Source organism: Pseudomonas syringae pv. tagetis, from assembly GCF_022557255.1.
GTDB classification, from domain to species: Bacteria; Pseudomonadota; Gammaproteobacteria; order Pseudomonadales; family Pseudomonadaceae; genus Aquipseudomonas; species Aquipseudomonas caricapapayae.
On the sequence record NZ_CP092923.1, the window covers coordinates 3,569,860 to 3,587,126 of the forward strand.

Here is a 17,267-nt window from a genome sequence, read left to right on the forward strand (position 1 = left end):
ATCGATCAGAAATGAGTGAAGGTCAGGCCGACCTTGTAGGTCGGGCCGTACTCTTCGTACTGGCCGTTGTAGGCGCGATGCCCGCTGTAGACGAAATACGGCTGATCGGTGAGGTTCTGCGCCTCGAAGCTGACCTTGAGGTTCTTCGTCAGCGAGTAGCGCGCGCTGAAGTCGACGAAGGTCTGGGCGTCAACGTACTGGTCATGGTCCTTGTCGCCGATCGATGCCAGCTCGTAGAGGTAGGCCGATTTGTAGTTGGCTGAAAGGCGCAGGCTAAGCTTGTCGTTCTCCCAGCCCAGCATGACGTTGCCGACCGTTTTCGACTGACTGGGCAGGTCGATGTCGCGCTTGCGGTAGGTGCCGGTGCCCTGGTCAAAACCGTCGATACTGGCGTCAGAGCGGCTCAACGTGGCGTTGGCACCCAGCAACAGGCCATTCCATGGCGATGGCAACCAGTCGAGCTTCTGCGAATAGGCCAGTTCCAGGCCGTAAAGCTTGGCCTTGTCACCGTTGGCGTAAGTATTGGCTTCGGAGAAGTTCGCCCATTGCCCGGTACCTGCCAGGTCGGTGTTGTAGACAAAATTCTGAATATCCTTGTAGAACACGAACGCCGACACCGTCCCCGCACGCCCCATGAAATGTTCGATGCCCAGGTCCAGGTTGCTCGACTCCAGCGGCTTCAGATTCGGGTTACCGAAAGACGCTTCGTCATCGTCGATCACAAAGCCCGGTGCCAGCTGTCCGAACGTCGGACGCACTACGGTTTTGGTCCAGGCAGCGCGCAACTGAGTGCTTTTGTCGATCTGATAACGGGCGTGCAGGCCTGGCAACCAGTGGTGATAGCGACGCTCGGTGGCACTGGACTCAAACGCCCCATCGCGTACACCTGTGCCTTTGGCGTTCATCTCTGTGCCTTCGTAACGCAGACCGGCAATGAAACGCCACTTATCGACATCCAGCGTGTTCATGAAGTAACCGGCGTTGATGTCTTCGTTGATCTTGAAATCATTGGCACGGCTTTCGGACTCGTCGTAGGCGTCGGCAGCATTCAAGCCTCCGATCAGCCCCTTGACCGCTCCGGGACTGATGCCGCTGCCGAAATTGTCCAGTCGATAGTCGATCGTGCCTTTCTGGAACTGCGTCAGGTTCAGCTGCTGATCGCTGAAACCCAAGTCATCGAAATCCTTGTACTTCCAGACGTCCAGATCGTTGCTCTTGTCGCGACGACTGACCTTGCCACCGAACTTGAATTGCGAGGCATAGCCCTTGAAGTCGTAATCGCGGGCCAGGTCAAGGCGCACGTTCTTCTCGGTGTCTTTGGTGTACTGCTTTTCCCGGTCGACCTTGTCCAGCGTGAAGTTCGAGTCATCGTAGAACGCTGGACCGACGATGAGCCTGGGCTTGTCGCGGTTGTAGAAGCCCGTGTCGGCGAAATCATCGTTGCCCACGAACGTGGCCCCGGCAATATGGCTGGGGCTGTCTTCGCTGGATTCGCTGTAACCGGCCTGGCCACTGAGGGTCCACAGGCCGGCCATGCGCTCGCCCCCGAACACGTAGGACTGGATTTCCTGGGTTTCGGTACGTGCCTTGAGCTTGCGTGTGCCCTCGGCATCACCGGTCTGCCCTGCGCTCTGCGCGTCGCTGAACTCGAAACCGTTGGTGGTGCGCACTTCATCGTCCTTGAAGCGGCTGTACAGGGTGCGCAGGTAGTATTTGCTGGCATCGTCGGGCCGATAATCGAAGTTCAGGCCGCCCCCGGCGCGTTCGCGACTGATGTCGTAGTCGCGCTGTTCGAATGATTGCAGGCGCGTGCCATCCCAGTCACCGCCGGTTTCGACGTTGTCGGAGCCAAAATCGCGCTTCTGCCAGCTCAGCGCTGCCGCCACACCGAAGTTGTCGATGCCGTCGCCAAGGCTGAGTCGATTGCTCGCTGCGCCGGAAAACTTGGGGCTGGTCTGGTGCGTGTTCTTGTCGTAGCTGGCTTCGTTGCTGCCGGTGTAAAACAGCCCTTTGTGATCGAAGGCCGAAAGGCTCTCGACATCGACTGTGCCGCCCAGCGAATTGGCGTCCATGTCCGGGGTCAGGGTCTTGATCACCGACAAGGACTGCACCAGTTCGGCGGGCAGAACATCCAGCGCCACGGCGCGTCGGTCGCTTTCCGGGGCAGGCACCAGCGTACCGTTGATGGTCACGCTGTTCAGGTCGGGGGCCAGCCCGCGCACGGTGACGAAACGCCCCTCACCCTGATCGCGCTCGACGCTGACGCCCGGCAGGCGCTGCACCGCTTCGGCGACATTCTGGTCCGGCAACTGCGCAACACCATCGGCATGTACCACGCTCTTGATACTGTCGGAACTGCGTTGCTCCTTGAGCGCGTTGTCGATACTTGCCGCCTGCCCAACCACTTGCACGTGCTCGACCGTGTCAGCCTCGGCAGCCTGCAAACGCTCAGAGGCAATCGCAAACGCCAGCGCGCTGAGTGTGAAACCGACCAGTTGGGTCCTGCTGCGACGCCTGTACATGTATGACCTCCCCGAAATCCCGACAGGCCAGGCAAATGGCCCGGCAACTGGAAGCGCAAGCTAGAGTCGTGCAGTGACGGTTCTGTGACAGGTAACGCGCGCAGAGGCTGAAAACGGCGGGTTTTAGGGAAACCGGACAGGTAAATGAGCTGATTTGACTTTCAGAAAGCGCTGGCCGGAATCGAAAGCCCACGTGTGACGCAGAGCGTCACGAACTGCATGCCCACGCGGAGCGTCGGCACGATAGTCATCAGCTTTCGCCCCGTGCCTTTAACCACACTGCTCTAAAACGCTTTTCACCGCGATGGCACAGACGACGCAGAGTGCGACGTAAGTGACGGCTGAGTCCTGACGCTGATCCGGGGGTAGCCTGGCAGGACGCCAGGCTAGCCGCACCGGGCCATGGATGGCCCGTTGCGGCGACCCGCGGATCAGTGACAGGGCGAAGGAACCCGACGCAGTCGGGCCGGAAACGGAGCCAGGGGCTTTGGTTACTTTGGCCCCATCAAAGTAACTCGCCGAGGGGCGAAAAGCCGACCCGAGTCGAACCCCAATCCCCCTGACGCCACAAAACCGCCGTGTGACGCAGAGCGTCACGAACTGCAGGCCACGCAGAGCGTCGGCACGATAATCAAAACAAGGTCATGCCTTTTACGCAGCCGCTGCCAACGAGTCAGATGCGAAGCAAAATCTGCAACACACCTGAGCTGATTTGACCTCTTACAGTCCGCGTTACCCGTAACTGAACTGTCATGTACATCTGTTCTGCTGGCCGATAACCAGCAGCCGGGAGCCGTCTTTTCATGTTCAGGATCATCCAACCTCATCGCTGGAAACTCGCTGTACTGATGGTCGCCTCCAACCTGGGCCTGCTGGCCTTTCTGGCATTCGGCAACATCAAACACATCAGCGAATGGCAATGGCTCGACATCGTCGGCGAAGGCGGCTCTGCTTTGCTGGCACTGGTCTGGCTGTTTCTGGTGTTCAAAAGCCGACCGGCCGGTCGCGTGACCAATTACCTGTCGATCGGCCTGAGCTGCGTATTCTTCTCATGGTGGATCGACGCGCTGGACGAGTTCATTCGCTTGCCGAGCGAAATCGAATGGGACCACTGGCTCGAATCCGGACCAATGCCGATCGGTCTGATCCTGTTGACCCTCGGCATCTACCACTGGCATCGCGAGCAACTGGCGATCAGCGCGCAAATGGAAAAGCGCGAGCGTGGCTTTCGTGAGCATCGGCTCTACGACAAGCTCACACCGCTGGGCAGCGCCGACTATCTGAAACGGCAACTGGTCGTCAGCCTTGAGCAGAGTCTCTGTCAGCAGCAACCGTTATCGTTGCTGGCGCTGGACATAGACGGTTTCAGCGCAATCAACAATGCATTCGGCCACGCCGAGGGAGATGAGGTTCTTTCGGCCCTGAGCCATTTACTGGTGCTCAACCTGCGCCGCCACGATCTGCTTTGTCGCCTGGCAGGCGACCGGTTTGTGGTACTGCTGCCCAACACCGGAGAGAGCCAGGCGAAGCTGCTGGCACTGGAGCTGCAGCAGGCGGTTGCCAGCCTGGCGCACAAAACCCGGCAACAGGGTGAACGCCTTCATCTGTCAGCCAGCGTGGCCGTAGTGATGGCCCTCAATGAAACACCGGACAATCTGCTGCGCCGCCTCAACCTGTCGCTGGCCCGCGCCCGCCGCCCGCTGACCCGTACTGCCTGAGCGACTGCCGTGACCCTGAAAAGTGAATGGTACGAAGCCGACAGCCGCTTCATCCCCGGTCATTACCAGCCGGCCACGCTGATCGATCTGGCCTTGTCGCGCGGGATCGACAGCCATCGCCTGCTCAAAGGTACAGGCCTGTTCTACGAGGACATCGTCGCGGGCAAGACGCGACTCAGCCCGCAACAATTTTTTGTCCTGATCGCTAACGCGCAGCGTCAGATGGAAGCCGACGACACCAGCTTTCTGTTCGGCCAACGACTGTTTCCCGGGCATTACGGCGCAGCCAGTCACGCACTGCGCCATGCGCAAAACCTGCATCAGGCACTGGAAATCCTGATCCGCCAACAGGCACTGCTCAGCCCGTTGCTGACACCTCGCCTGGAGCTGGATGAGCATTTCGCCTATCTCTACTGGCTGGACAGTTGCGGCGCAGGCGAACAGCAATGCTTTCTGCTGGAGGCCGGCATCACCGCACTGGTCGCGATGAGCCAGTTGCTCAGCGGGGAACGCCTGCCGTGGGAGTGCAGTTTCTGCCACGAAGAACCGCGCTACATCGAACAGTACTGGGTTCATCTGGGCGAAAATACAGCCTTTGGCCGCCCGCTGGACATGATGCGCCTGCCACGGCACTACCTGACTCGCGCATGGCCGGGTGCGTCGCCGATTGCCGTACAGGTCGCACAGCACGAAGCCGCCGGGCAACTCGCTGCACTGGGCATGCCATTCAGCCTGCTGGATCGGCTGCACCAGCATCTGCGCGGCAATGTGCGTGAGGCCACCAGCCTGGAACAGGTCGCACACGCCTTCGCCATGAGTCCGGCCACGCTGAAGCGCAAGTTACACAAACACGGCACCAGTTTTCAGGCCCAGCACGACCTGGCGCGCAAGCATGTCGCGCTCTACCTGTATCAGATCAAAGGGATGAGCAACGAGGCCGTGGCGGATTACCTGAACTTCAACGATCCGGCCAACTTCCGCCGCTCGTTCAAACGCTGGACCGGCAGCACACCGACCTTGATCCAGCGGCTGTTCAATTTCGACTGAGTCCGTCAGCGCTGTACGCACAACTTGTAACCCAGCCCATGAGCGGTATGCAGCAGCGGCGTTTCATGACCGCCATCGAGCACCCGTCTGAGGACATGAATATTACTGCGCAGGCTACTGCTGTTCGGGGCATCACGCCCCCACAACACCTCTTCCAGCTCGGACCGTTTCACGATATGAGGGCTTTTGCGCATCAACAATTCCAACAGCTTCATATTCGTCGGGTTGAGCTTCAACGGTACACCGTTGCGGGTTATCTCAAGGGTATCCAGGTCGAAGTGCAGGTCTGCGACCACCATCACCCGGTTGTCCTTGCGCTGGCGTCGACCGACCACCGCTTCGACTCGCGCGAGCACCTCGGACATGGCGAACGGCTTGGTGATGTAGTCGTCGGCACCCACCTTGAAACCGGTGAGACGATCATCCAGTTCGTCCCGTGCACTGAGCATCACAATGGCGACTTCCGATTTCGAATACTGACGCAGGCTGCGGCAGATCTGGTTGCCGTCGATGCCCGGCAACATGATGTCGAGAATGATCGCATCGAAGCGTTTCGACGCCGCCAGATGAAGACCGCTCAGGCCGTCCAGCGCCCCTTCAACGGCATGCCCCCTGAGTTCGAAGAATTCCAGCAGGTTATCGTGGATATCACGGTGGTCTTCAATAACCAGAATATTCATTGCAGCGCCTTCTTGTTTTTCTACCCGGCCGACCGGGGCCCTGTTGCCAATGAATCGGCAGGTTGAGTAAAAAATCCATTACGCTGCCTGGAAACCGTCGCCTTGCGAAGCGGCTGTTGCAGCTTTGACCGACCATAGAAGCACAGCGCAACCAGCAGCATACTCAGCCACACCACGATGCCCGCCCAGAACGTATGCGACATGAAGTGCCAGCCTTGCAGCACCCGCGTAGTGCCGTAAATCATGCCAAGCAGGAGAATCGCCATCAGCAGGATGTACGAATGTTTCCAGCAGTAGCGCCGAGCTACAAAGTACAGCGCCAGCAGGCTGAATGCGCTTGATGCATGACCACCCGGCCAGCAGCGTCCGGCACCGACTTCATGCAGCAGATTGAAGTTTCTGAACCACTCGATATGCGCCTGACTGCCACCGTACAGCGTGGTTTCGACAGGGCAGTACACGCTGGTGTGGCTTTTCAGGTAGTGGATCATGCCGGTGCCAACCGCAAAGGCAACGATCACGAAAAAGAAGTCCAGCCGATGCCTGCGCGTGAAGCGCAGAAATGCTTCCGTGCGCGAACCCGACAACCGCTTCATAAGACGCGGATTTGCGTGTTTTTCCAGCAGTGGCCAGACGAATGACAACATTGCGCCGATGATCGCCAACTCTCCCGTCCAGTCCGGGATGATCCGCGCCCACTTGTGCGTGATGGTCTCGAATAGATGAATCTGTCCGATGGGAAATACTCCGGCTGCCGAATCAAACAGCAGATCGCTCAGTTGCCGGTCGATACTGGTCAGGTCGAACGTCACGAAGACCAGTAAAGCGAAAAAAACGGGCACCCCCAGATTGATGCCGTAAAACTGCAGTCTGGCATTTGAGGATGTCGTCAATTGAATTGCTCGCTATTGAGGTTTGCCCATTGCCCCGCGGTCAGGGAACCGAGAATTTTCGGCCGGTGAGCGCCATCCATCTGCACGAAAAACGCTTGAGCGTAATCACTTGAACGCTCGCCGCCTGTCACGCCGACCTTGCGTTCGAACTGGTCGATACAGCCACTGTGCGTCACAAGCACCAGATTTTCACCGCTGACCTTGTGCTCTTCCACGTCCTTCATGAAGCCGCCGTCGCAGTCATTGATCCAGTCCTGGCCGACCACGGGATGACCTGCCAACAGTTGCGCAGTCTGTTGCGTGCGGGTCTTGGGGCTGGCGAACATTCGCGCACGGTCCATGCCCATTTTCTGCAAGCCGCTGCCCACTGCCAGTGCCGCATCCCGCCCCTTGACGGTAATGCCGTCGGTGTCGCTCAGGCAGGGGTTTGTCGAGCGGTCACAGCGTTCGGCGTGCCGAATCATCACAACCACATCACCTTGCCGCCAATGCTCGCGAAGGCCGGAAATTTTCAGGTTGCTGCCAACCCCCAGATCCGCCACGTGCACGCCAGAAAAAGCCGTATAGAACCATGCGCAAATCGCCGCCAGCACAACGGCAACCGATATCGATACGATGTGTTGGTGCAATTTGTAGCGCGGGTGAATACCCGAATCGGCAAGCAAATTCTTGTTTATTGTCGTGTCAGTCAAGTGACCACTCCTGCCATGAACCTGTGTGTGGCGTCGACTCGGGAGGGCCCGACGTCTTCCCCGCTCCCATGCAGGCAAGATAGGTTCAGCATCGTGGCGAGGCAGTGAAGAAGATGTGAAAACGATGTTGTGGCCCAGCGCCATGTTTCTCGCCAAAAGCCCCGTGGCAGCGGGCCGTGCGGGTTTTCAGTCAGCGAACATGAAGATAATTTAAGCGTTTTTACTGAGCATTCAGCCCACTGCCCTGCCCCACACGGACCGCTCGCAGCGCATCAGCGAAATCGTCGCCCGTACTCAGCGCACAATCCAAAGGTATAACGACTTTCAGGCTGTCATCACTCTGCCCGACGCAAGCCAGACGGCACCCAGCCGCAAATACCCGCCCATAACGCTTATCAATAAGGGAAATAGTCGTCATACGAGTATTGACATCGTCCTACAAGGCTGTAAATAATCGCCCCATGGTTGTATGACGACATACTAATAAATTGATAACAACAATATCCATGAAGGTCACCATGAAAATCACCTCGGTCAGTGTCGACGTTTTTTCCTTCCCCTCACGCCGCGCGGTAGACAGCGCAGGCCACGCCCATCCAGGCGAAGAAAAACCGGTCAGAATGGCCATGCTGCGCATCGCATGTGACGAGGGCAGCGAAGGCTTTTCCTTTGGCCCGCCCGAGCTGATCCGCCCGCACGTCATCGAGTCGTTCGTAAAGAAGGTGCTGATCGGGCAGAACCCGATGAATCGCGAAAAAATCTGGCAGGAACTGGCTCACTGGCAACGCGGCAGCGCCAGCCAGTTCACCGACCGTGCGCTGGCACTGGTAGAGCAGGCGCTATGGGACCTGGCCGGACGAGCCTTGAAACTGCCCGTGCACAGGCTGATAGGCGGCTATCGCGACAAGGTGCTGGCTTACGGCTCGACCATGTGCGGTGACGACCTGCCAGGTGGGCTGTCCACCCCGGACGAGTACGGCCAGTTTGCCGAAAAGCTGGTAAAGCGTGGCTACAAGGGCATCAAGCTGCACACCTGGATGCCGCCGATTTCGTTCGCCCCTGACCCGCGCATGGATGTGCAGGCCTGCGCTGCGGTACGTGAAGCGGTCGGGCCTGGTATCGCCTTGATGCTCGACGGGTATCACTGGTACAGCCGCACCGACGCGCTGTACATCGGCCGTGAACTGCAGAAGCTCGACTTCGCCTGGTTCGAAGAGCCAATGATGGAAGACTCCGCCGAATCCTATGCCTGGCTGGCGGCCAATCTGGACATCCCGGTACTCGGTCCGGAAAGCATCGCCGGCAAGTACCACAGCCGTGCCAGCTGGGTGACCAACAAGGCTTGCGACATCCTCCGCGCAGGCGTCGCGGGCGTCGGCGGCATCGGCCCGTGTCTGAAGGTCGCGCATCTGGCCGAGTCGTTCGGCATGGACTGCGAAGTGCATGGCAACGGCGCTGCCAATCTCGCGGTAGTCGGCGCGATCAGCAATTGCCGCTGGTACGAACGCGGTCTGCTGCACCCGTTTCTCGAATACGACGACGTACCGGCCTACCTCAACACGCTGGTGGACCCAATGGACAGGGACGGTTTCGTGCACCTTTCCGAGAAGCCGGGACTGGGCGAAGACATCAACTTCAGCTATATCGAGACACATACAGAACACCGTTACTGACCGGCAGCATCGCGAAGGGCACGCCGATCGCCCTTCGTCCGGCATTTCGACACAGCGTCTTATAAATATAAAAAAGGACTGCCCCCATGAAGCTCCGGCTCAAGCGCCTGCCCTGGCTGCTATGCCTCGCCCTGACGGCGACACTCATGCACACACCGCCCGCTCTGGCGCGTGGTGAAACACCGGTCGATCAACTGGTGGTCGGCATGAGCATGATCAACCTGCTGTCCCTGGACCCGGCAGGTGCCACCGGCCTTGAGGTGTCCGAGGTCAATGCCAATGTCTATGACATGTTGCTGGAGCAGGACGCTGCCCGTCCCGACCAGCTGATTCCGGCGTTGGCCGAGCGCTGGGAGATCAGCCCCGACCGCATGCGCCTCACCTTTCATCTACGTTCCGACGTAACGTTCCACTCCGGCAACCCGCTGACTGCGCAGGACGTCGCCTGGTCGCTGCAGCGCGTGGTCACGCTCAACAAGGCACTGGCCTCGACCTGGAAAGCCTACGGCTACACTGCCGGCAACGTCAGCGAGTTGATGCGCGCCGAAGGACCCTCGACCTTCGTGCTCGACCTGCCCAAGGCTACCGATCCCAAGCTGGTGCTCAACACGCTGGCAACGTCGCCCAGCGCTTTCGTCATTGACCGCCTGACCGCGTTGCAGCATGCCAGGGGCGATGATCTGGGTGCTGCCTGGCTGACCACCCACACAGCCGGCTCTGGCGCATTCAAGCTGGACATCTGGCGTGCCAACGACGTGATTCTGATGAGCCGCTTCGAGCAATACTGGCGCGGGCCGGCCAGACTACGCCGGGTGATCATGCGTAACATGACCGAATCCCAAGCGCTGCGCCTGATGGTCGAACGTGGCGATCTCGACGTGGCACGCGGCATGGCGGCCACCGACATCAAGGCCCTGACCCGCTCGAAAGAGGTCACCGTGCAGACTATCCCGCGCGGCACCCTCTATTACGTCGCTCTGAGCATGGAACAGCCACTGTTTCAGGATATTCGGGTACGCCAGGCGATTCGTGCACTGATCGACTACCAAGGCATCAACACGGTGGTCATGCCGCATTACGGATTGATCAACCAGCGTCCGCTGCAACTGGGTCTGGCCGCCAGACTGGACGACCCGGGTTATGCGCTCAACGTCGCCGAAGCCAAGCGTCTACTGGCCGAAGCGGGCCACCCTGACGGCTTCAGAATCACCATTCGCTCCCTGACCGATTCGCCTTTCATCAATATCGCTACCAGCCTGCAATCGACACTCGCGCAGGCAGGCATTCAGGCATCGATCATCACCGGCACCGGCAATCAGATCTACGGCGCAATGCGCGACCGGCGTTTCGACATTCTGGTCGGGCGCGGCGGTGGCGGTGCCGAGCGCCATCCGCACTCCAGCCTGCGAGCGCTGATCTACAACCCGGACAACCGCGAAGAAGCCAGATTAAGCAATTTTCAGGGTTGGCGAACCTCGTTCTACAGCGCCGAGATCAATCAGTTGATCGAGCAGGCCGAACGCGAACGTGACGCCAGCCGGCAGTTGGCCGACTACCAACGCATCCAGACCCTGTATGACCAGAAAGCCGGGCCGATCATGCCCATCTCGCAAATGACCGATGAAGTCGTCATCCACGCCGATGTCCGGGATTACCTGGGCCACAGTGCAGCGACCACGCGACTGCGTGACGTCTACAAGCAACGCTGACCCCATGCGTTCAATCGTTCAAGCCAAGGCAGGAATAACCATGTCGAGTGCATCGATTTCATTTTGGAGCAGTCGGGTCGCCCACGGCACCCGTCGCAGCGGATCAGTGGCGGCGACCCTGTTCGGCCTGCTGTTGCTCACTTTCTTCATTGGCCGGGTCATGCCGCTGGACCCGGTCCTGGCCATCGTCGGCCCCGACGCGGACGCCGCCGCCTATGCTCAGGCCTATCAGGAACTGGGGCTGGACAAGCCGCTGACGTCCCAGTTTGTGATGTACCTCAGCGACCTGTTGCACGGCGACCTGGGCAAGGCACTTCTCACCGGACACCCGGTGATCGACGACATTGCGCGGGTCTTCCCGGCCACCCTGGAACTGGCCACACTGGCGATCCTGTTCGGCGTACTGCTCGGCCTGCCACTGGGGGTTTACGCCGCCACGCATCAGGGCCGCAGCGGCGACCATATTGCTCGGGTCATCACCCTGTTTGGCTATTCCACGCCGATATTCTGGCTGGGCATGATGGCTTTTCTGGTGTTCTACGCCTGGCTGGGTTGGGCGGGCGGGGTCGGACGCATTGGTCTGGCTTATGACGGGCTGATCGAAACCCGCACGGGCCTGCTGCTGATCGACACGGCATTGTCCGGCGACTGGGAAGCCTTTCGCAGCGCACTGCGCCACATCCTGCTGCCTGCGGTAATCCTCAGTTTCAACTCGGTGGCCTATATCAGCCGCATGACCCGCAGCTTCATGCTCGAACAGCTTTCGCAGGAGTACATCATCACTGCACGGGTCAAGGGCCTGTCGAACCGGCGCATCGTCTGGGGCCACGCGTTTCGCAACATTCGCGTGCAGTTGCTGACCATCGTCGCCCTCGCCTACGGCGGCCTGCTGGAAGGCGCGGTACTCATAGAAACCGTGTTCGCCTGGCCCGGCTTCGGCCAGTACCTGACCAGCAGCCTGCTGCTGGGCGACATGAATGCCGTGATGGCCTGCGTCCTGCTGATCGGGTTGATCTTCGTGATCCTCAACCAGATCAGCGACGTCCTCTATAAAGTCTTCGACCCGAGAACCCGCTGATGACGACCTCCCTTGCAAGCAGCGCCACGCCCATGGTTCAGACACCCACCTCCAGCCTCGCAGCATTTGCCGCCAGCAGCGCGCGCCTGATGCGTTTTCTGCTGCGCAACCCGATGACGCTGGCGGGGCTGATTGTCATCGGCACGTTGATGATCGTCGCCCTGTTCGCGCCGTGGATCGCGACTCACGACCCGCTCGCTCAGGACCTGTCTGGCGCGCTGCGGATGCCCGGCGCACAGAACTGGTTCGGTACCGACGAATACGGCCGCGACGTGTTCAGCCGACTGGTGTATGGCTCGCGCATCACGCTGTACATCGTGATGCTGGTGACGGTGATTGTCGGCCCTATCGGCCTGCTGATCGGTACCGTGTCGGGTTATTTCGGCGGCTGGGTCGACAGCCTGTTCATGCGCATCACCGACATTTTCATCTCGTTTCCCAGCCTGGTGCTGGCGCTGGCCTTCATCGCCGCCCTGGGCCCTGGCCTGGAACACGCAGTGATCGCCATCGCCCTGACTGCCTGGCCGCCGATCGCCCGCCTGGCACGGGCCGAAACCCTGTCGCTGCGCAACGCCGATTTCGTTGTCGCTGTAAAGCTGCAAGGTGCGTCGGCAGTGCGCGTGATCGGACGTCACATTATCCCGATGTGTCTGTCCTCGGTGATCATCCGCCTGACCATGAACATGGCCAGCATCATTCTCACCGCGGCCGCACTGGGCTTTCTCGGCCTCGGCGCGCAGGCGCCCCTGCCGGAATGGGGCGCAATGATCTCAAGTGGCCGCCGTTACATGCTGGAAAGCTGGTGGCTGGTGGCAGCTCCCGGTGCCACCATCATGCTGGTCAGCCTGGCATTCAACCTGTTGGGCGACGGACTGCGCGATGTACTTGACCCACGCAGCGAATGACACACATCGAATAACAAAAAAGGACTCATCGCCATGTCAAACATAGCCACGCCACAGATCAAGCTTGAGGTAAAGGATTTACGGGTCGGGTTCAGTCACGCAGGCAAGGTCACGGCAGCCGTTCGCGACGTGTCATTCAGCCTGGGCCGGGAAAAGATGGCGATCGTCGGCGAATCGGGATCAGGCAAGTCCACAGTGGGCCGCAGCCTGCTGCGCCTGCACCCGGCAACGGCCAGGGTGACGGCCAAAACCCTGCGCTTCGGCGATACCGATTTGCTTGAATGCAGCGAAAAACAGATGCAGAGCATTCGCGGCCGGCGCATGTCGATGATCATGCAGGACCCGAAATACTCGCTGAACCCGGTGATCAAAGTGGGCGAGCAGATCGCCGAGGCCTATCTGGCACACCACCGGGTCTCGAAAAAGGAAGCCCGCGAGCGCACGCTGGACATGCTCGCGAAGGTGCACATCCGTGAACCGGCCCGCGTCTACGAACTGTATCCCCACGAAGTCTCGGGCGGCATGGGCCAAAGGATCATGATTGCGATGATGGTGATCACCGACCCGCAGGTGATCATCGCCGACGAACCGACTTCCGCACTCGACGTTTCGGTGCGCCGCCAGGTGCTCAACGTACTGGAGGAACTGGTCAGTGAGCGCGATCTGGGCCTGATCTTCATCAGCCACGACCTGAATATGGTGCGCCATTTCTGCGACCGGGTGCTGGTGATGTACGCCGGGCGGGTGGTGGAATCGCTGAACGCCGGCGAGCTGGACCAGGCCCGCCATCCTTACACCCGAGGCTTGCTGGCCGCCCTGCCCAGCCTGGATCACCCGCGTGCCAGCCTGCCGGTTCTGCAACGCGATCCCCTTTGGCTCACTCACTGAGAATGCTCCCATGGCAATGATCACAGTCGATTCACTGAACCTGAGCTTCGGCACTGGCACAGCGCTGAATCAGGTGCTGCGTGACGTCAACCTGCAGGTCGAGCAAGGCCAGTCGTTCGGCCTGGTCGGCGAGTCGGGCTCGGGCAAAACCACCGTCCTGCGCTGCCTGGCAGGGCAATATCATCACTGGAGCGGTGCTCTGAGCGTGGCAGGCCAGGCCGTGCAACGCAAACTCGATGCCGGTCACTACCGGACTGTGCAGATGGTGTTTCAAGATCCCTACGCCTCATTGCACCCACGCCACACCATTGATGCGGCACTCAAGGAGCCATTGAGCATTCACCGGATCGGCGACCGTGACCGTCGCGTCTGCGAGGCACTGAACAAGGTCGGCCTCAACGAGAGCTTTCGCTTCCGTTACCCGCATCAGTTGTCTGGCGGCCAACGCCAGCGTGTCGCTATTGCAAGGGCGCTGATTCTCGAACCCCGTGTGCTGCTGCTCGACGAACCGACCTCGGCACTGGATGTTTCAGTGCAGGCCGAAATCCTCAACCTGCTCGCCGACTTGCGCCATCAACAAGGCCTGACCTACCTGATGGTGACTCACGACCTTGGCGTCGTGGCGCACCTCTGTGACCGGGTTGCCGTCATGCAACAGGGCCAGGTGCTGGAAACACTCGACAGCAGCCAATTGATCAACAACCAGGCCCGACACGAATACTCACGATTGCTGATTCAAGCCAGTCGCGACATGGACCTGCGCCCGACGGGATGAACCGCTGCCGGGCGCGCGACCGCTGAGCCCGGCCCCCTGCCGACACCGTGATCCCCGGCCAGATCGGCCAAGGAACCCGGCGGCTGCCTGCGATTTGCTTGAACACCCCCAGACAACCCTCAAACAAGAATAAAAAAATGAAAAAATCACTCGCGTTACTCTCTCTGACTGCTCTGTTCCCTGGCGCCTGGGCGCATGCCGACAGCGCGTACATCAACTATCGCCATCAGTATGCAGAAAGCACCCGCATGCATGCCGACCGGGTCAAATTCGGCAGCCGACTGGACAGCGGCTGGGGGTTCGAAGGCGAGCTCAAATACAAGACCGCAGGCGACCGACAAGATGTGGCGTTCGACAACACCGTTGGCAACGGCCACGAACTGACGGTCAGCTATCAATACCGGCTGGATGACAAATGGCTGCTGACGCCGTCGTTTGCGCTGGAGAGCATCGAGAAATCGACGGCCTACAAAATGGGCCTCAAGCTGGGTTACAAGGTAAACGACCAATTGAGCGTATCAGGCCGCTATCGCTACGACTCGATCAAGCTGGACCGCGACAAGGTCAACCACGACATGCCTGACAACCAGATGGATGATCAGTCGATCAATCGTTACGACGTCTGGATCAACTACGCCAGCAAAGGCCCTTGGGCGTACGAGTATCAGTTCACCTACTTCGACGCCGATTACATCCGTTACGACAACGGCAGGACCGACTACGAGCAGAACGCAGCCTTCAAATACAAATGGGACAAACACTGGGTGCCGTTTTTTGAAGTCGGCGACATCAAGGTCGATTCCGAAGATGACAAGCGCCAGCTGAGATTGCGCGTAGGCGTGCAATACAACTTCCTGTAGCGCACCCCCACTGGAGCGTGAGGAACGATAATCTCACCATCGTGCGACGCTCCGCGTCGCATGCCGTGTCTGGCTTTGGATTATCGTGCCGACGCTCCGCGTCGCATGCAGTTCTGGACGCTCTGCGTCCTCTTTCGAGCATGTGGCGTGGCGCAGAATTGTGACGCGGAGCGTCACCCAGGGCATCCCCACGCGGGAGCGTGAGGAACGACAGGTGTCTGGCAGAAACCCCGCGTCCGGTCTCGAATCGCTCAGTCGCTGTACAGTGCCTGAGTGCGGCGCAGGCGCATGCGGCTGCCGTTGAGGTGCAGGTACATCGCCGAGCGCGCGGCGTCGACGTTGCCCTCGGCGATGGCGTTATAGATTTGCCGGTGTTCGGCGTTGATTCCGGCCAGGTAGGCGTTGCGGTCGCTCTGCCCGGTATAGGCCGAATTCATCCGTGTGCGCGGGATCAGCTTGGTGCCCAGGTGTTTCATGATATCGATCAGGTACGCATTGCCCGACGCCTTGGCGATCTTGAGGTGAAATTGAAAATCGGCATTGATGGTGGTCCCGGATTTTTGCGGCCCGTCGAGCAATGCATCGAACGCTCGCTTGAGCTCCAGCAACGCTTCGGGACTGCGTCGCTGCGCTGCCAGGCCTGCCGCCTCGACTTCAAGGCTCAAACGAAACTCCAGCAAGTTCAGCACATCGGACACTGTGGCAATGGTCGCAGGGCCTACTGAAAAACCTTCAGGCGGTGGCATGTCAAGAACAAAGGTGCCCACGCCATGCCGGGTCTCCACCAGCCCGGCGGCCTGCATTCGCGACAGCGCGTCGCGCACCACCGTGCGGCTGACACCCTCGGCTTCCATGATGTGGATCTCGGAAGGCAGTTTCTCGCCGCGCACCAGCACACCATCACGCATGCGCTGGGCGAATCGGTCGACCAGGGTTTCCGCCAGGCGTCGATGGTTCTTTTGCGAGGAAAGTGCGTTGTCCGACATTGCAGCCTCAGTTCTGTCCGATACGCGAGTATAGGCTGCGATCCCCCCACAAAACACGCCCTCAGTGCGGTTATACTCAGCCACCCGACATGGACCCGCTCACCCGCCATGGAACAACCTTCCACATCAAAAGGCCGTCGCTCCAGCCTGACCCAGCAACTGGTCGCCGAGTTTTCACGCAGGATTCGCGAAGGCGAGATTCAGAGCGGTGAAAAACTCCCCACCGAACAGGTGATCATCCGCGAAACAGGGGTCAGCCGCACCGTGGTTCGGGAGGCGATGTCACGCCTGCAAGCCGAAGGGCTGGTCGAAACCCGTCATGGTATCGGCACCTTCGTGGTCGACGCATCGCAGCCAAGGGATTTCCAGCAGACTGAACCGCCAGTCGCAGCGCCCGGCGATGCGGTATCGATCATCGAGCTGCGCCTGAGCATTGAGCCGGAATCAGCCGCGCTCGCTGCACAACGCCGTACACCGGAGCAGCTCGATGCCATCCGCCAGGCCCTCGATGAACTGAATCGCTGCGCACGCCTGGGGCATGACACTCTGCAGGCCGACTTCGAGTTCCACCGACAGATATCGCTGTGCACCGCCAACAGCTTCTTTACCGATGTCATGAGCCAGCTCGGCAGCAGCATCCTGCCTCGTACTCGCAGCGGATTTGGCAATATCGTGTCGTTGCACGCAGAGGATGACCCCGGCATTCAGCAGCGCGAGCAGGAAACCATTCTGGACGCCATTGTCCATCAGGACCGCGACGCCGCCCGAGCCGCGATGCGCCTGCATCTGATCAACAGTCTGCTGCGCCTGCGCGCAAAGGATTAGCCACTAAAACGCTTAT

Annotated in this window: 15 protein-coding genes; 10 read left to right on the plus strand and 5 right to left on the minus strand. The window is 59.9% G+C overall.

From position 1 onward, the window contains the following. Positions 1-5: 5 nt before the first annotated feature. Positions 6-2,522, minus strand: coding sequence for a TonB-dependent receptor (locus MME58_RS15780; protein WP_055005158.1), 2,517 nt, complete (start codon positions 2,520-2,522; stop codon positions 6-8). A gap of 803 nt (positions 2,523-3,325) precedes the next feature. On the opposite strand from MME58_RS15780, the gene MME58_RS15785 reads away from it, so the two are divergent. Together MME58_RS15785 and MME58_RS15790 are read left to right on the plus strand one after the other, a co-directional pair. Beyond that, positions 3,326-4,240 (plus strand): GGDEF domain-containing protein, encoded by a 915-nt coding sequence (locus tag MME58_RS15785; RefSeq protein ID WP_055005997.1) that lies wholly within the window; start codon positions 3,326-3,328, stop codon positions 4,238-4,240. 9 nt (positions 4,241-4,249) lie between these two features. Beyond that, positions 4,250-5,287, plus strand: a complete 1,038-nt coding sequence (locus MME58_RS15790) for an AraC family transcriptional regulator (RefSeq protein WP_055005996.1) — start codon at positions 4,250-4,252, stop codon at positions 5,285-5,287. Between the two features lie 5 nt (positions 5,288-5,292). Here the strand turns inward: MME58_RS15790 and MME58_RS15795 are convergent, their stop codons facing one another. From MME58_RS15795 to pmrG, 3 genes are read right to left on the minus strand one after another with little or no spacing between them, the layout of a single operon-like run. Then, positions 5,293-5,967, minus strand: coding sequence for a response regulator transcription factor (locus MME58_RS15795; protein WP_054984357.1), 675 nt, complete (start codon positions 5,965-5,967; stop codon positions 5,293-5,295). 20 nt (positions 5,968-5,987) lie between these two features. Next, entirely contained in the window at positions 5,988-6,860 is an 873-nt protein-coding gene (locus MME58_RS15800; protein WP_055005995.1) for a phosphatase PAP2 family protein, read from the minus strand. Beyond that, complete coding sequence (gene pmrG / locus MME58_RS15805; protein WP_055005994.1) at positions 6,857-7,552, minus strand: lipopolysaccharide core heptose(II)-phosphate phosphatase PmrG; 696 nt, start codon at positions 7,550-7,552, stop codon at positions 6,857-6,859. Before pmrG ends, MME58_RS15800 begins: the two co-directional genes overlap by 4 nt. 518 nt (positions 7,553-8,070) lie before the next feature. Between pmrG and MME58_RS15810 the strand changes: the two genes are divergently transcribed. The 7 genes from MME58_RS15810 (at position 8,071) to MME58_RS15840 (ending at position 15,440) form a co-directional block, all read left to right on the plus strand. Next, positions 8,071-9,225, plus strand: coding sequence for a mandelate racemase family protein (locus tag MME58_RS15810; RefSeq protein ID WP_054984354.1), 1,155 nt, complete (start codon positions 8,071-8,073; stop codon positions 9,223-9,225). Positions 9,226-9,311: 86 nt separating this feature from the next. Next, the gene (locus tag MME58_RS15815; protein ID WP_055005993.1) at positions 9,312-10,934 is read left to right on the plus strand and encodes an ABC transporter substrate-binding protein; all 1,623 of its coding nucleotides are present in this window, start codon (positions 9,312-9,314) and stop codon (positions 10,932-10,934) included. A gap of 40 nt (positions 10,935-10,974) precedes the next feature. Further along, complete coding sequence (locus tag MME58_RS15820) at positions 10,975-12,012, plus strand: ABC transporter permease (RefSeq protein WP_122387116.1); 1,038 nt, start codon at positions 10,975-10,977, stop codon at positions 12,010-12,012. Beyond that, entirely contained in the window at positions 12,012-12,917 is a 906-nt protein-coding gene (locus MME58_RS15825) for an ABC transporter permease (protein ID WP_054985695.1), read from the plus strand. Before MME58_RS15820 ends, MME58_RS15825 begins: the two co-directional genes overlap by 1 nt. 33 nt (positions 12,918-12,950) lie before the next feature. Next, the gene (locus tag MME58_RS15830; protein WP_055006950.1) at positions 12,951-13,805 is read left to right on the plus strand and encodes an ABC transporter ATP-binding protein; all 855 of its coding nucleotides are present in this window, start codon (positions 12,951-12,953) and stop codon (positions 13,803-13,805) included. 10 nt (positions 13,806-13,815) lie between these two features. Beyond that, positions 13,816-14,580 carry an ABC transporter ATP-binding protein gene (locus tag MME58_RS15835; protein ID WP_055006949.1) on the plus strand — a complete coding sequence of 255 codons (765 nt, stop codon included), beginning with the start codon at positions 13,816-13,818 and terminating at the stop codon, positions 14,578-14,580. 137 nt (positions 14,581-14,717) lie between these two features. Further along, complete coding sequence (locus MME58_RS15840; RefSeq protein ID WP_054985692.1) at positions 14,718-15,440, plus strand: oligogalacturonate-specific porin KdgM family protein; 723 nt, start codon at positions 14,718-14,720, stop codon at positions 15,438-15,440. A 251-nt stretch (positions 15,441-15,691) separates the two neighbouring features. On the opposite strand, the gene MME58_RS15845 is transcribed toward MME58_RS15840, so the two are convergent. Further along, a complete protein-coding gene (locus MME58_RS15845) occupies positions 15,692-16,426 on the minus strand; it encodes a FadR/GntR family transcriptional regulator (protein WP_054987231.1) in 735 nt (244 codons plus the stop codon). Between the two features lie 108 nt (positions 16,427-16,534). Here MME58_RS15845 and MME58_RS15850 point away from each other — a divergent pair, with 108 nt between their 5' ends. Next, positions 16,535-17,251 carry a FadR/GntR family transcriptional regulator gene (locus MME58_RS15850; RefSeq protein ID WP_054987232.1) on the plus strand — a complete coding sequence of 239 codons (717 nt, stop codon included), beginning with the start codon at positions 16,535-16,537 and terminating at the stop codon, positions 17,249-17,251. Positions 17,252-17,267 lie beyond the last annotated feature (16 nt).